Annotated in this window: 14 protein-coding genes; 4 read left to right on the forward strand and 10 right to left on the reverse strand. The window is 66.2% G+C overall.

The features are described 5' to 3' along the window. Window positions 1-69: 69 nt before the first annotated feature. Together ACW17U_RS07440 and ACW17U_RS07445 are read right to left on the reverse strand one after the other, a co-directional pair. Window positions 70-573 carry a pentapeptide repeat-containing protein gene (locus ACW17U_RS07440; RefSeq protein WP_062146581.1) on the reverse strand — a complete coding sequence of 168 codons (504 nt, stop codon included), beginning with the start codon at window positions 571-573 and terminating at the stop codon, window positions 70-72. Between the two features lie 85 nt (window positions 574-658). Beyond that, window positions 659-3364: a TSCPD domain-containing protein gene (locus ACW17U_RS07445; protein ID WP_492055413.1), complete on the reverse strand. Its 2706-nt coding sequence runs from the start codon at window positions 3362-3364 to the stop codon at window positions 659-661. A 218-nt stretch (window positions 3365-3582) separates the two neighbouring features. Here ACW17U_RS07445 and ACW17U_RS07450 point away from each other — a divergent pair, with 218 nt between their 5' ends. Together ACW17U_RS07450 and ACW17U_RS07455 are read left to right on the forward strand one after the other, a co-directional pair. Beyond that, window positions 3583-3978: an NADH:ubiquinone oxidoreductase subunit NDUFA12 gene (locus ACW17U_RS07450; RefSeq protein ID WP_062146577.1), complete on the forward strand. Its 396-nt coding sequence runs from the start codon at window positions 3583-3585 to the stop codon at window positions 3976-3978. 5 nt (window positions 3979-3983) lie between these two features. Then, the gene (locus ACW17U_RS07455; RefSeq protein ID WP_492055414.1) at window positions 3984-4592 is read left to right on the forward strand and encodes a DUF2155 domain-containing protein; all 609 of its coding nucleotides are present in this window, start codon (window positions 3984-3986) and stop codon (window positions 4590-4592) included. Here ACW17U_RS07455 and aat read toward each other — a convergent pair. From aat to aroQ, 4 genes are read right to left on the reverse strand one after another with little or no spacing between them, the layout of a single operon-like run. Next, entirely contained in the window at window positions 4529-5179 is a 651-nt protein-coding gene (gene aat / locus ACW17U_RS07460; protein ID WP_492055415.1) for a leucyl/phenylalanyl-tRNA--protein transferase, read from the reverse strand. The genes ACW17U_RS07455 and aat overlap by 64 nt on opposite strands. Window positions 5180-5198: 19 nt before the next feature. Further along, complete coding sequence (gene accC / locus ACW17U_RS07465; protein WP_492055416.1) at window positions 5199-6542, reverse strand: acetyl-CoA carboxylase biotin carboxylase subunit; 1344 nt, start codon at window positions 6540-6542, stop codon at window positions 5199-5201. A gap of 5 nt (window positions 6543-6547) precedes the next feature. Further along, window positions 6548-7069, reverse strand: a complete 522-nt coding sequence (gene accB, locus ACW17U_RS07470) for an acetyl-CoA carboxylase biotin carboxyl carrier protein (protein ID WP_492055417.1) — start codon at window positions 7067-7069, stop codon at window positions 6548-6550. Window positions 7070-7123: 54 nt separating this feature from the next. Then, window positions 7124-7567: a type II 3-dehydroquinate dehydratase gene (gene aroQ / locus ACW17U_RS07475; protein ID WP_062146567.1), complete on the reverse strand. Its 444-nt coding sequence runs from the start codon at window positions 7565-7567 to the stop codon at window positions 7124-7126. A 78-nt stretch (window positions 7568-7645) separates the two neighbouring features. Between aroQ and thiS the strand changes: the two genes are divergently transcribed. Both thiS and ACW17U_RS07485 read left to right on the forward strand, forming a co-directional pair. Further along, window positions 7646-7846 carry a sulfur carrier protein ThiS gene (thiS, locus tag ACW17U_RS07480; protein ID WP_492055418.1) on the forward strand — a complete coding sequence of 67 codons (201 nt, stop codon included), beginning with the start codon at window positions 7646-7648 and terminating at the stop codon, window positions 7844-7846. 44 nt (window positions 7847-7890) lie between these two features. Then, window positions 7891-8697, forward strand: coding sequence for a thiazole synthase (locus tag ACW17U_RS07485; protein ID WP_492055419.1), 807 nt, complete (start codon window positions 7891-7893; stop codon window positions 8695-8697). On the opposite strand, the gene ACW17U_RS07490 is transcribed toward ACW17U_RS07485, so the two are convergent. The 4 genes from ACW17U_RS07490 to ACW17U_RS07505 all read right to left on the reverse strand — a co-directional run bounded on the left by ACW17U_RS07490 (window position 8694) and on the right by ACW17U_RS07505 (window position 13869). Continuing rightward, window positions 8694-9434, reverse strand: a complete 741-nt coding sequence (locus ACW17U_RS07490; protein ID WP_062146561.1) for a DsbA family protein — start codon at window positions 9432-9434, stop codon at window positions 8694-8696. The two genes, ACW17U_RS07485 and ACW17U_RS07490, sit on opposite strands and share 4 nt — an antisense overlap. A gap of 25 nt (window positions 9435-9459) precedes the next feature. Continuing rightward, window positions 9460-10878: a M48 family metalloprotease gene (locus ACW17U_RS07495; protein WP_492055420.1), complete on the reverse strand. Its 1419-nt coding sequence runs from the start codon at window positions 10876-10878 to the stop codon at window positions 9460-9462. A 143-nt stretch (window positions 10879-11021) separates the two neighbouring features. Continuing rightward, window positions 11022-13727 (reverse strand): Rne/Rng family ribonuclease, encoded by a 2706-nt coding sequence (locus ACW17U_RS07500; RefSeq protein WP_492055421.1) that lies wholly within the window; start codon window positions 13725-13727, stop codon window positions 11022-11024. Continuing rightward, window positions 13651-13869: a hypothetical protein gene (locus ACW17U_RS07505; protein WP_166504196.1), complete on the reverse strand. Its 219-nt coding sequence runs from the start codon at window positions 13867-13869 to the stop codon at window positions 13651-13653. Before ACW17U_RS07505 ends, ACW17U_RS07500 begins: the two co-directional genes overlap by 77 nt. Window positions 13870-13918 lie beyond the last annotated feature (49 nt).

Below are 13918 nucleotides of genomic sequence, written 5' to 3' on the forward strand. Positions count from 1 at the left end.
CGACGGCATGGATACGATTTGGGGCCGGGAGCCGCCCGGCGCCACTTAAATCGCCGTAATGACAGGACCTTAACGGCAACCGGGGAGGGTAAGGCCACGCGGTAAACGGGTGGCGGGATCGCCGCAGGCCCGGTTCAGCTGGGCCTGGGTCAGTCCCAGGGCGCGGTTCATTTCGGCCCCCGAGAAATTGACACCACCCAGATTGGCCCCGGTGAAATTGGCCCCCGCAAGGTAGGTGCCGACAAAGCTGGCATTGGTCAGATCCGCCCCGGCAAAGCTGGCTCCGCTGAATACGCCGCCATAGGCATTGGCATCGCGAAGATCCGCCCTCGCGAAACGGGTGCGGTTCATGACGACCGTGGAGAGCTCGGCCTGGCGCAGTCGTGCTCCGGACAGATTGAGGCCGCGCAGGGTCAGGCCGGTAAGGTCCGCCTGAAAGAGATTGCAACCCGGGCAACTGGCACCCTTGCGCACCTTGGCGATCTGCCCGGCGTTCTGGGCCAGCACAGGCTGGGCGCTCGCCACAGTGGCAAGGCTGAGGACAAGGGCGGCAAGGCGGGCGATCGGTGTCATTCTGGAACGCATCCTGGCGGGTAAAGGCGCTAGGACCATGGCTCAGCAACCTTAAGGCCAGACGAACAGGGACCCCCGGCGAGGATCAGCTGGCCGGCTCAGAGCGGTTGGACTGGGTCCCGCAGCTGTCACAGACCGTGATGGCACCGCGCTGTGTCAGGGCGATGTCGCCGCAGGCCGGGCAGAAGTCGGCTTCGCTGCTGGCGGCCCGTCCACTGTCCTCGAGCTTGCGTCCACCAAACGGCAGGAAGACGAGGTTGTCTGTGGCCGCGCCGCGCGAGAAGCCCTTGGAGATGAACTTGCTGGCGGGCAGGGGCTCGGCCGCAGCCTCGGGAGCGTCGGCCTTGCCGTGGCCCAGGCCGTCCGCATTGAACTCCTGCGGGTCAGCATTGGCGAGGTCGTCCCGGCCGAGATAGGAAACGCCGAGTTCGCGGAAGACATAGTCGAGGATCGAGGTCGCCGACTTGATGGAGTCGTTGCCCGTTACCGGTCCGGCCGGCTCAAAGCGCGTGAAGACAAAGGCATCGACAAATTCGTCCAGAGGCACGCCATGCTGCAGGCCCAGCGACACGGCGATGGCAAAGTTGTTCATCAGGCTGCGGAAGGCGGCGCCTTCCTTGTGCATGTCGATGAAGATCTCGCCGACCTCGCCATCGTCATACTCGCCGGTATGCAGATAGACCTTGTGACCCCCGACGGCCGCCTTCTGGATATAGCCCTTGCGGCGGTCCGGAAGCTTGCGGCGCGAGCGGTCACGCTCGACGATCTTCTCAATGACCCGCTCTGTGACGATGGGCTCGCGAGCCGCCGGTCGCGGCGTCTCGACGGGTTCTTCCGGCAGGTCCAGCTTGAAGCTGGCCGGCGGCTCGGCCCGTTGCAGGCGAAGGGCGCGTACCCCGGCGCGGGCGGCTGCGGCCTGCAGGCGCGCACCATCCGCCGGCCGGGAGTCGAAGGGCAGGTGCAGCTCAACCGGTACCGGCAGGCAGGCGAAGGTCTCCACGGCCACCGCCATGGCCAGGCGATCGGCCAAGACCGGCGCTTCGGCGGAGAGAAAGACGGCACGGATTTCGGGGCTGAGGGCCTCGCAGTCGGCCAGTCGGCCGGTACCGAGGGCATGGTGCTCCGCGGTGAGGATCTCGGCCGGCGAAAAGCCAGCAAAGGCCAGGGTATCGAAATCGGCCTGGGCCAGGGCGCGGGATGGCGCACCGAGGACGTCGCTCAGGAATCCGGCCCCGACGATAGCCGGCGCAAAGGCCTGCCGAAGCCCGCTGGCCGATCTCAGAGTGTCCTCGACCTGTTCGATCTCGTGGGATGTAAAGCCTCGCGCCTGCAGGACGGCGTGGTCGATGGCCGGAGAGTCGATCAGAGACCCATGGCCGAGGGCATGGCGGCGCGCGGCGTCTATATCGGCCTTGGCCCCGGACAGGCATCCGAAGGCGGCGGCGCTGAACGCCGGCACGAGCAGGCCATCCGCGGTCTGGGTGACGGATACCGGCGATGCGACACCCGCCCAGCCCGTTGGGCGAGCACCCAGCCGGAGGGCCGCTTCGGGGTCCTCGAAAGCCGAGATCAGGGCGCAGGACCGCAGTCCATGCTTCTTGGCCAGGCCGTGGGCCATGGCCAGGGCCGTGGCCGCTTCCGAGGCCAGGGGTGAACGCAGGGCGGCTGCCCGTACCCGTCGCTCGGCGAGACCGCGCAGGACAATCTGCCGATCCTGGATGAAGGCCGGTTCGGCCCCCAGGCTTGCAGCGGCTTCCGCACTGGCGGACAGGGCGGCACCGACGGTCAGCGCCCAGAGGGCTGCGGCACCGTCGCGACCGTCACTGCTCGCCAGGGACAGGCCCTGGGTCAGCAGCCAGTCGCCGACGCCGGCCAGGCCGAGCCTTGCGGGCTGTTCCCCGCGCTCGATTTCCAGCGCCGTCGCCCAGATGTGAACGGCATAGGTGAAGCCCTGGATGTCGAAGCCGTCGTCCTTCTGAAAGGCGCAGGCATCGATCACTGCACCAAACCCGCTCCCGCGGGCCAGGACTTCGGTGTCTTCCAGGGATAGGGCCAGGGTCAGGGCACTGGTTTCCCAGCCGATCTGGGCGGCGAAACTGGCATTGTCATCGCCGGCAGAAACGGTGGCGCGCGAGCCAGACGCCACTATCGAGATTTTCGGCGGCGCGCTGTGATCAAGCAGCGGTGTCCGGCTGGCGCCGGCCAGGGCGATGGCTTCGGAGATCATCCGGTCATCGGCCCCAAGGTCGCGGGCCCGGCGGGCGGCGCGGGCGAGGGCGCTGTTCTTGCGGGGATCTGCGCAGGCCTTGGCGTCGCCATGGCAGCGCTGGACGGTGTCTCCCACCTGGGCAAGGGCAGCGTCCAGCCGTCCAGCGGCCCTGCTGGCCAGGGCATGGCTTCTCAGGCGCCCCAGCTGGGCTTCGGCGGCGTGGCGAAATTCGATCTCGGCGATGTCTGGCAGGGGCGTCAGGGCCAACCCGGCCGAGCCTGGCGTCGCCAGGCCGCTGAGCATGGTCGTCAGCAGTGCGTCCTGGAACGCGCCGGCATCCGCAGGATCGGCGAACAGGCCCTTGGCCAGGCCCGCCTTGGCGAGACCTTCGGCATAGCGGGCCGGCCCGCCTCCCAAGAGTTCGTCTGCCGCCTGGGGTTCACCGAACCAATCCAGCCAGGCTTCGACCCGAGCATCGGTCCAGGTGGAGGGTGCGAGGACCTCAACGACGCCGTTGCAGCGCTCAAGCTCGCGACGTTCCGCCCGGTAAGGTTGATCGACAATTCCGGACTGACTGCGCATGGGCGATTCCGCGGCTGAGCGCCAAGAGGCCGACAATCTAGATCGAGGTCCGCGGCGCTTCAATAGATGTGGGGGTCCAGTTGCATACCATCCACAAGATGTTGAATTGCCATCGCCCGGTCAGAAGCTGGACGCTAGAGGCTGCGCGGCCTATAGTCCGAGCGCTTCGTCGTGCTGGGCGCGATCATGAAGGCCTTGCAAACTCGGGTGCAGAAGTAGTGCTGAAAGCGATCTTCACGTGGTGGAACGGCGCGACCCTCGGTCAGCGCTTCCACATTGGCCGTCGCGGCGTGTTCGTGGGTCAGGACGATTTCGGCAATCGCTATTTCGAAGCCCGTGACGCCAGCGACAGCTATGACAGCCACAAGCGCCGCTGGGTTATCTATGACGGCTATGCCGAGGCTTCGAAGGTGCCGGCCGAATGGAGCGGCTGGTTGCACTATACCTTCGATGAGCCGCCGACCACGAACCCGCTGCCGCGTCGCAGCTGGGAAAAGGATCACATCCCCAACCTGACCGGGACCGTCCACGCCTGGCGTCCAAAGGGCTCCCTGTCGCGGGGCGGAGAGCGCGCCGTAGCGACGAGCGACTACCAGCCCTGGAAGCCGGAATAGGTCTGATGACCCGCAGGGCGAAACTCGGCCTGGTCGTGCTGGCCCTTAGCCTGGCGGCTGTTGGCGGCGTGTCCGCGCGTCAATCGACCGCTCCTGTAGCCCTGCAGGCCCCGTCGGCCCCCGTTGCTCCGGCACCGGACTCGGTCCAGCCGCGGCCGGCAACGCCGGTCATTCAAAGCGATGCCGTGGAAGAACCACCGGTCGCCAAGCCCGCCGCCGTCAAGCCAGCAACAGTGTCAAAGCCGCTCGAGCCGGCCAAGCGGGCGCGTTCGAACGTCGCCATTCTGCAGGCGCTCGACAAGGTGACCACCGAAACCATGCGGTTCGAGGCCCCGGTCGGCCAGCCCATCCGTTACAAGACGCTGATCTTCACGGTGCGGGCTTGCGAGACCTCGGCCTCCGACGAAGTGGCTCCGGAATCCACGGCCTATGTCCTGGTCGATACCCAGCCCAAGGCTGTGGCCGGTCGGGTCGCCCCTCCCGGGCGCCAGGTCTACAAGGGCTGGATGTACGCCAATTCGCCGGGCATGAACCCGTTGCAGCATCCCGTCTATGACGCCTGGCTGATCGCCTGCAAGACCTCCGCGCCGGTTGCGCCCGCCGAGAAGCGGTAGAAGTCGGCCAGGCCCGGCAAGGCGCTCCTGAGACGCCGCCGGTAGTCTGCTCTCGGAATTTCGACGGCTCCGAACTGCTGCAGATGGTCGGTGATGAACTGGGTGTCGAGCAGCGTGTAGCCGCCGAACTTCAGCCGCGCCGTCAGGTGGGCCAGAGCCACCTTGCTGGCGTCGCGTTCGGTCGAAAACATGCTTTCGCCGAAAAAGGCCGCGCCCAAGGCGACGCCGTAGAGACCCCCGACCATCCGGCCGTCCCGCCAGCATTCGACGGAGTGGGCCAGGCCACGGGCAAACAGCGCCCCATACATCTGCTGGATCGGGGCATTGATCCAGGTTTCCAGCCGGCCGGGACGGGAGGCCGCGCAGGCCTCAACGACGCCATCGAAGGCGCTGTCGATCCGGACCTGGAAGAGATCCGAACGAACCGTCCGCGCGAGGCGACGGGGGATGTGGACGCCCTCAAGCGGCAACACGCCCCGTCGCTCCGGGTCGATCAGGAAGATGCTGTCATCCTCACGCGCGTCGGCCATCGGAAAGACGCCGCGCTCGTAGCATCGGATCAGATCATCGACTGTGAAGGCGTCCATCCGCGCGCCTTCGCCAGCCCTAGCCCTGCGCCTTGATCCAGCGCTCCAGCCAGTGGATGTCGTAGTCGCCCGCCAGGATGTCTGGCTGGACCAGCAGGTCCTGGAACAGCGGGATCGTGGTTTCGATACCGCCGACGACCATCTCGCCCAGGCAGCGCCTCAGGCGGGCAATGCACTCCTGACGGTCGCGGCCATGGACGATCAGCTTGCCGATCAGGCTGTCGTAATAGGGCGGGATCGCGTAGCCGGTATAGATCGCCGAATCCAGGCGAACGCCCAGGCCGCCGGGGGCGTGGAAGTCAGTGATGGTGCCCGGCGAGGGCGTGAAGGTCCGGGCGTTCTCGGCATTGATCCGGCACTCGATGGCGTGGCCTTCGAACACCACATCGGCCTGGGTGAAGGACAGGGGCAGGCCTGCGGCGATGCGGATCTGCTCGCGGACCAGGTCGATGCCGGTGATGGCCTCGGTGACCGGATGTTCGACCTGCAGGCGGGTGTTCATCTCGATGAAGAAGAACTCGCCGTTCTCCCACAGGAACTCGATGGTGCCGACGCCGAGATAGCCGATGGCCTTGACCGCATCGACGACGATCTTGCCGATCTTGGCGCGATCAGCGGCGCCGAGGGCGGGCGAGGGGGCTTCTTCCAGAACCTTCTGGTGGCGGCGCTGCAGCGAACAGTCGCGTTCGCCCAGGTGCACGACATTGCCGTGGCTGTCGGCGATGACCTGGATCTCGATGTGGCGCGGCTTCTGGAGGTAGCGCTCCATATAGACCGTGTCGTCGCCGAAGGCCGCACGGGCTTCCGAGCGGGCGGTCGAAACCGCTTCGGCCAGATCCTCACGCGTCTGGGCGACCTTCATGCCGCGACCGCCGCCGCCGGAGGCGGCCTTGATCAGCACGGGGAAGCCGATCATGTCGGCGGCCGCAAAGGCCTCTTCCTCGGTCGCCACGCCGCCGTCGGAACCCGGAACGACGGGGATGCCGGCGTCCTTCACGGCCTGCTTGGCGGTGATCTTGTCGCCCATCATCCGGATATGTTCCGGCTTGGGACCGATGAAGGTGAAGCCGTGTGCGCCCACGATCTCGGCGAAGCGGGCGTTCTCGGAGAGGAAGCCGTAGCCTGGGTGGACCGCCTGGGCGCCGGTGATCTCGCAAGCGGCGATGATCGACGGGATGTTCAGGTAGCTCTTGGCGGCGGGGGCGGGGCCGATGCAGACGCTTTCGTCGGCCAGGCGCACCCACATGGAGTTGGAGTCGGCCTCGGAGTGGACCGCCACAGTGGCGATGCCCATTTCCTTGCAGGCGCGGTGAACCCGGAGCGCGATCTCGCCCCGGTTCGCGATCAGAATCTTGTCAAACATGATCGTTACTCGATGACGACGAGGGGTTCGCCGAACTCGACGGGCTGGGCGTCACCGACGAGGATCTCGACGACCTTGCCGGCCTTCGGGGCCGAGATCGGGTTCATCGTCTTCATGGCCTCGACGATCAGCAGGGTCTGGCCCGCTGCGACCGTGTCACCGACCTTGATGAAGGCGTCCGCGCCGGGCTGCGGCGACATGTAGACGGTGCCGACCATCGGCGACTTGACCAGATCGCCGGCGGCGCGTGCGGCGGGCGCGGCTGCGGCGGGCGCTTCAGCGACCGGAGCCGCTGCAGCCATAGGTGCCGGCGCAGGTTGCGGCGCATAGGCTTGCGGGGCCTGGACATAGGTTGTGGCCGAGGCGGCCACGGTCAGTTCGCGCGCGACCCGGATCTTCAGTCCGGCGTGCTCGACCTCGATTTCGCTCAGGCCGGTGTCCTTCAGGATGTCCGCCAGTTTGCGGACCAGGCGGGCGTCGATCGACGGAGTTTCGACCGGATCGGCGGAAGCCTTGGAATTGGACATTGAAGCTACCTTGTTCTCGTGGCCCGCAGGGTTTGACCCAGCGGCGGGCAGGACCTAGTTCGCGCCGATCAGGCCGATAGCGGCCTCGATCGCCAGTTCATAACTCGCCGCGCCGAAGCCGGAGACGATCCCCGTGGCTGCCAGCGAGACATACGTATGGCGGCGGAATTCCTCCCTGGCCGCCGGGTTGGACAGGTGGCACTCGATCACCGGGATGCTCAAGGTCTTGAGGGCATCCAGCAAGGCGATCGAGGTGTGGCCGTAGCCAGCCGGGTTGAGGATCAGGGCGGAAGCCGACACACGCGCCTCCTGGACCCAGTCGATCAACTGGCCCTCATGGTTGGACTGAAGGAAGACCACCGAATGGCCATGCGTTGCCGCACGCGCCTCGCAGCGCGCCCGGACATCGTCCAGCGTGTCCTTGCCATAGATCTCGGGCTCACGCGTTCCCAACAAGTTGAGATTGGGGCCGCTCAGCACATGGATCGGTTTTACCATTCGGCTCCGCCGTCGATTCCGAAGGTCTTGTATAGCCGGTTCCGCCGGGTCACAAGCAGCGCTCGCGCAGGAGGTGAGATGAGGCTTTTTCTGAATGGCGACGAGCGAGACATCGCTGACGTTACCAGCGTCGCAGATCTGGTTCACGTCCTGGGTCTCGACGCCCGCAAGGTCGCTGTGGAACGCAATCTCGAGATCGTGCCGCGATCGACCTATGGTGAAACGGCCCTGACGGACGGCGATCGGATCGAGATCGTGACATTTATCGGCGGCGGCTGACCGACAGGTTTGAATCCGCGCCTGCCGGGGCGTAAACCACCCCCATGAACGCGCATGTTTCCCCCGAATCCGCCCTGACCTCCGACGACAGCTGGACGGTCGCCGGTCGTACCTTCACCTCGCGCCTGATCGTCGGCACGGGCAAGTACAAGGACTATGCGACCAATGCCGCAGCGGCAGAGGCCGCCGGTGCCGAGATCGTCACCGTGGCGGTCCGGAGGGTGAATCTCACCGACCCGAGCCAGCCCCTGCTGGTCGACTACATCAAGCAGGACCGCTTCACCTACCTGCCCAATACGGCGGGCTGTTTCACCGGCGAGGATGCGGTGCGAACTCTGCGCCTGGCCCGCGAGGCCGGTGGCTGGGACCTGGTGAAGCTGGAAGTCCTTTCCGATCCCAAGACCCTCTTCCCCGACATGGAGGAGACGCTTCGGTCTCTGAAACTGCTCGTCGCTGACGGGTTTCAGGTCATGGTCTATTGCTCGGACGATCCGGTCTATTGCCGCAAGCTCGAGGAGGCCGGGGCCGTGGCGATCATGCCGCTGGGGGCCCCGATCGGGTCAGGCCTCGGCATTCAGAACCGGGTCAATCTGCGCATCATCATCGAGAACGCCAAGGTTCCCGTTCTGGTCGACGCCGGGGTCGGCACAGCCTCGGATGCTGCGATCGGCATGGAACTGGGCTGCGACGCCATCCTGATGAACACGGCCATCGCCGAGGCCAAGGACCCGATCCGCATGGCGCGCGCGATGAAGCATGCGGTGATCGCCGGCCGCGAGGCCTATCTGGCCGGACGTATGCCGATGCGTCGCTACGCCGATCCGAGCTCGCCTCTCGCGGGTCTGATCTAGGCGCGTTTCAGCGCCGCAGCCTTGGCCTTGGCGATCGCCAGTTTCAGGGCCTGAATGTCGGCCCCGGGAATGATGGTGTCCCCGACGATGTAGGCCGGCGTGCCTTCGATGGCCAGGGACTGGGCCAGGGCGTGGGTGTCGGCGAGGTGCTGGGTTACGCCTGCCGATGCGCCAAGACTGCGAGCCTTGGCAACGTCAATGCCCAGGCCGGCCGCGATGCGGTAGGCTGAGGCTTCATCCAGGCTCTTCTCGGCCATCAAGGCCCGGTGCAGCAGCAGGGACTTGCCCTGGGCCTTGGCTCCCAGCATCAGGCGTGCGGCGGCTTCGGAGTCGCGGCCGAAGATCACGAAGTCCTTGAAGACAAACCGCACATCCGGGTTTTCGGCGATCAGCTTCAGGATCTCCGGCGCGGCGAGCCGGCAATAGCCACACCGGTAATCGAAGAACTCGGTGACCGTGATCGTGCCGTTCGGATTGGCGACGAAATCGCGGGGATCGCGTTCGATGGCCTGCCGGAACTGATCAAGCGCCTTGCGTCCGGCCTCGGCGGCCTTGGTGGCCTGTTTCTGCTCCAGCTTGGCGCTGACTTCCAACAGCACTTCGGGGTGCTCCAGAAGATAGGCGCGAACCTTGTCGCCAAACTCCTTGTCGGCCTTGGCCGGAGCGCAGGCCCCCAGGAGGATGCCCGAAAGGGCGAAAGACAGGACGAGGGCGCCGGGGCGGCGGAAAGGGCTCATAAGAGTCTCAGGTTTGGGGTCTGGTTTAACGACGGAAAACGGACTGGGTCGCGCCTTCCTTGGCGAGATCCTTAAGGTCCTGATTGCTCGGACGCGAGGCCAGGACGATATCCGTGGCCCGTCGCCACTCGGGGGTGTCCTTGGTCAGGAGCTCTCGTGCCCGCATGGCGAAGACTCGCGCCTCCTGGGCCGCGCCGAGCGAGAAATACTGTTCCGCGGTCGCCAGACGCGCGTCGCCGTCCTTGCCCTGCTTGTCATAGGCCTGGGCCAGCAAACGCCAGGTCACGGCATTGTCGTTGTCATTGAGAAGGGCGCGCTTGAGCTCGCGCACACCCTCCTCGACCTTGGCGGTGTCCTTCAGGCTGATCAGGGTCTGGCCCAGATTGATGCGCAGCAGGGGAGCGTCGGGCTTCAGGGCCACGGACTTTCTCTGAGGCGCTTCGGCCTGTTCGACGCGATTGAACTCGAACAGGACCTGACCCTTCAGTTCCCACAGATACGGGTTCTCGGGATTGTCCTCGAGCAGGCCGTCGATCAGTTTCAGGGCCCGGTCGGGCTCCTTCATCTGATAATAGGCGATCGCGCGGGCATAGCGGGCCGGGAAGCTGGTATCGGCTTCCCTGTATTTCATCAGCGCAATCTGAGGGTTGAGAAACCCTTCGAGCTTGGCCCGCATGATCTGATGCTCGGCCAGGTCCGCCGGACTGTCCACGGCGTCGTAGTGGGACTGGCGCTCAACCCGGCTGCGCAGGGTCTCGATCCGCTCTGAGGACAGGGGGTGGCTGCGGAAATAGGCGAACCGCCGGGCCTGATCAAAGACTTCCTGGTAGCGGAAATTGTCGAAAAACTCGACCAGCCCGCGGCCGGACTGACCGGTCGCTTCCAGGAAACCCGCGGCGGCCTGGTCGGCGCGCGACTCCTGGTCCCGGCTATAGCCGAGCGCGCCGAGGGTCCCGAAATAGGAGGCGTTGCCCAACAGCACGGCACCGGCGTCCGGGGCCCCGGCCAGGGCAGCCAGCACGCCAAGGCCCATGGTCAGGATCATCGGCTTGAGGCCGGCGCGCATCATTTCTGAAGACCGGATCGGGTGACCGCCGGCCAGGTGCCCGGCTTCGTGAGCAATGACACCCTTCAGTTGGTTGGGCGTCTCGGTCTGCAGGATCAGGCCGGTATTCAGGCCCATCATCAGACCCTGGGTCGCGAAGGCGTTCAGGGACTTGTCGCCGACCAGCAGGATACGAACGGTTCGGGAATCCAGCCCCGCCGCCTCGAAGATCGGATCCGCATCACGATGCAGGATTTCCTCGATCTCGGTGTCGCGGATCAGAGAGGGCCCTTCCTGGGCGGCGGCAGGAGCCCAGGTTGAAAGGGTCAGTGCCGTGACCAGGGTCACGGAGCACAGGGCGCGAAGCCTTAGTTCAGCCCACCGCTTTCGCGAGGTCATCCAGCGTCTCCAGTCGCGCCCCCGCGATTGAGGCCAGTCTAGCGCGCTACTTGCCGGTCTGTGAACCGTCGCTTTCGTTCGCGACACTGGCATATGGGGGTCATGGACGGCCAGACCAGAGTCCGGCCGTCCATCAACGGGCATCAGCCCCGGCGCCACCAGCCGCCACGCGGCTTGGCCGGGGGGGTGGTGATTTCGGCCGGGTCCGGCGTGACCGGGGCCGTCGGCGCGATAACCGCTTCCACGGCCGGGGTCGGCTCGGGCGCGGCTTGCACCTCTACCGCCGGCGGCTCAGCGACCTGGGGCACTGAAACAGGCTCGACGGCCACGGGCTCCACCGGCGCGGCCTCTTCCGGCGCAGCGGCGTCGGAGGTGGCCTCGATGGTGTCCTCGATCACCGGGGCGTCACCCTTGCGACCGCGTGAGCGGGGGCGGCGGGCCTTTTTCGGCGCATCGACGCTGGGGGCCGGCAGTTCGACCCAGATGTCGCTGGGCGGAGGCTCGGCGATGACGGTCGGAATCGGCGGCAGCTCGACATCGGCCACAGGCTGAATGGCGGCAGGCCGCGCATCACGTTCGCCTCGGCCGCGACCACGGTTGCGGCTTGAGCGGCCTTCGGACCGTTCGGCCCGTTCTGGTCGTTCCGACCGTTCGGCCCGTTCCGCACGCTCTGGTTTGGCCGCGGCCTGGGTCGGCTCAGGCGCAGGTCGGCGCGGCTCGCCGCCACGGCCGTCCAGGGCTGCGGGGTCATGCCAGGCAAAGGCGCTGTCGCCGAACGGGACACGCGGACGGATCCAGACGAAGGCGTCGGTCGGACGATCACCGTCTTCGCGACCCCCGCGACGACCGCCCCGGCGGCCGCGGCGGCGGCGGCGGCGGCGGGCTTCTTCGTCCTCACCCTCGATGGCGAAGTCGCTGCGGTCCCCTTCGGCGTCGTCTTCACCTTCGGCCTCTTCCGAGGTTTCATCTTCCGAGCCGGCGTCGACATCGTCACGACGCCCGCGCCGGCGCCGCTTGCGCTTGCGATTGCGGTCGCTGTCGTCACTGGCAGGCTCAGTCCGAGGCTTGGCGCGAGCTGCAGCGCGGACGGCCGAGGCGTCATCATCGCCGTCTTCATCGTCGAGCGACTCTTCATCGAGGATTTCTTCGTCCTCGTCGGCTTCATCCTCGTCGTCATAGGCCTCGTCGTCGAAGTCCTCTTCCGACAGAGGCGGCGGGGCGATGGCGATGCGTTCGCCCAGCTCGGTGCGCTCGATCTCGTTCTCGGCCGCGTGGAGGCTCTCGTCGACCAGCACCGTCACGAACAGGCCGTGGGTCTGCTGCAGGCGGACCAGGTAGGCGCGCTTTTCGTTCAGGATATAGATGCCGACGGCGCGCGAGACCTTCAGGGTGATGGCACCGCTGCCCTTCAGGGCCTCGACCTCGACGGCCCGCAGGGCCGCCAGGGCGCTGGACTCGACCGAACGGACCCGGCCGGTGCCTTCGCAGTGTTCGCAGACGTGGGTGGTGCCTTCCAGGACGCCCGTGCGGCGGCGCTGGCGGCTGATTTCCATCAGGCCAAAACCGCTGATCTTGCCCATCTGGATGCGGGCGCGATCGTCCTTGAGCGCGTCCTTGAGGACCTTCTCGACGGCGCGGTTGTTCTTGCCTTCATCCATGTCGATGAAGTCGATGACGATCAGCCCGGCCAGGTCGCGCAGGCGCAGCTGGCGGGCCGCTTCTTCTGCGGCTTCGGTATTGGTCTTGAGAGCGGTCGCCTCGATGTTGCGCTCGCGCGTCGCCTTGCCGGAATTGACGTCGATGGCGACCAGGGCTTCGGTCTGGTTGATGACCAGATAGCCGCCTGAGCGCAGGGGCACGACCGGCGAATAGATCTGCGCCAGATGGTCTTCGATACGGTGCTTGACGAACAGCGGCGCCGGATCGCGGTAGTGGAACACCTTCTTGGCCTGGCTGGGCATCAGCATGCGCATGAAGTCGCGCGCTTCGCGGAAGCCGGCTTCACCCTCGACCCAGATGCCTTCCAGTTCCTTGTCGTACATGTCGCGGATGGCGCGTTTGACGAGGTCTTCTTCCTCGTAGATCAGCGCCGGGGCCACCGAATGCAGGGTGGTCTCGCGAATGTTCTCCCACAGGCGCAGCAGGTAGTCATAGTCGCGCTTGATTTCCGCCTTGGTGCGCTTGGCACCGGCCGTGCGGATGATCAGGCCCATGCCCTGGGGCACATCGAGGCTCTGGACCACGCTCTTGAGGCGCTTGCGGTCAGTGACCGTCGTGATCTTGCGGCTGATGCCGCCGCCCCGCGCCGTATTGGGCATCAGAACGCCATAGCGGCCGGCCAGGGACAGGTAGGTGGTCAGGGCCGCGCCCTTGTTCCCACGCTCTTCCTTGACGACCTGAACCAGCATGATCTGCCGGCGGCGGATCACTTCCTGGATCTTGTACTTGCGCATCAGCCGGCGCTTGCGGCGCGCCAGTTCTTCTTCGACGGCGTCTTCCTCGTCGTCGACGTGATCGCCATCCTCGTCATCGCGACGGGCGGAGACATGGTCGTCCTCGTCATCGTGCGAGTCGTCGCGCATGAGCGCTTCCCGGTCGGCGACCGGGATCTGGTAGTAGTCGGGATGGATCTCGTTGAAGGCGAGGAACCCGTGGCGATTGCCGCCATACTCGATGAACGCCGCCTGCAGGCTGGGTTCGACGCGGGTTACCTTGGCGAGATAGATGTTTCCGCGAAGCTGTTTGCGGGTCTGGCTTTCGAAATCGAATTCTTCAACCCGGGTTCCGTCCACGACGACCACACGCGTCTCTTCGGCGTGTGCTGCGTCGATAAGCATCTTCTTCGACATTAAGGGAATCTCCACGGCGCACGACGGGCTCCTGGCCCGGTCGCCGAAATGAAAGACAGGCGCGCGCGTCACCGTCCGTCGCTCCGCCAGTGCGGTTGCGAGAGGTCGGATGCCAATGGCGGACGGGTGCGGCGCAGCCCATGAGGTTTCTGTTTTCTCTACCGCACCGTGAGGCGCGGACTGGATGGTTT

The sequence above is a fragment of the Caulobacter sp. AVps16 genome, assembly GCF_058681455.1.

What these genes read in the sequence shown, in the direction of transcription:
- ACW17U_RS07440 (WP_062146581.1), bottom strand. Translation starts at nt 573, where the DNA reads ATGACACCGATCGCCCGCCTTGCCGCCCTTGTCCTCAGCCTTGCCACT.
- ACW17U_RS07445 (WP_492055413.1), bottom strand. Translation starts at nt 3,364, where the DNA reads ATGCGCAGTCAGTCCGGAATTGTCGATCAACCTTACCGGGCGGAACGT.
- ACW17U_RS07455 (WP_492055414.1), top strand. Translation starts at nt 3,984, where the DNA reads ATGACCCGCAGGGCGAAACTCGGCCTGGTCGTGCTGGCCCTTAGCCTG.
- aat (WP_492055415.1), bottom strand. Translation starts at nt 5,179, where the DNA reads ATGGACGCCTTCACAGTCGATGATCTGATCCGATGCTACGAGCGCGGC.
- accC (WP_492055416.1), bottom strand. Translation starts at nt 6,542, where the DNA reads ATGTTTGACAAGATTCTGATCGCGAACCGGGGCGAGATCGCGCTCCGG.
- accB (WP_492055417.1), bottom strand. Translation starts at nt 7,069, where the DNA reads ATGTCCAATTCCAAGGCTTCCGCCGATCCGGTCGAAACTCCGTCGATC.
- aroQ (WP_062146567.1), bottom strand. Translation starts at nt 7,567, where the DNA reads ATGGTAAAACCGATCCATGTGCTGAGCGGCCCCAATCTCAACTTGTTG.
- thiS (WP_492055418.1), top strand. Translation starts at nt 7,646, where the DNA reads ATGAGGCTTTTTCTGAATGGCGACGAGCGAGACATCGCTGACGTTACC.
- ACW17U_RS07485 (WP_492055419.1), top strand. Translation starts at nt 7,891, where the DNA reads ATGAACGCGCATGTTTCCCCCGAATCCGCCCTGACCTCCGACGACAGC.
- ACW17U_RS07490 (WP_062146561.1), bottom strand. Translation starts at nt 9,434, where the DNA reads ATGAGCCCTTTCCGCCGCCCCGGCGCCCTCGTCCTGTCTTTCGCCCTT.
- ACW17U_RS07495 (WP_492055420.1), bottom strand. Translation starts at nt 10,878, where the DNA reads ATGACCTCGCGAAAGCGGTGGGCTGAACTAAGGCTTCGCGCCCTGTGC.
- ACW17U_RS07500 (WP_492055421.1), bottom strand. Translation starts at nt 13,727, where the DNA reads ATGTCGAAGAAGATGCTTATCGACGCAGCACACGCCGAAGAGACGCGT.
- ACW17U_RS07505 (WP_166504196.1), bottom strand. Translation starts at nt 13,869, where the DNA reads ATGGGCTGCGCCGCACCCGTCCGCCATTGGCATCCGACCTCTCGCAAC.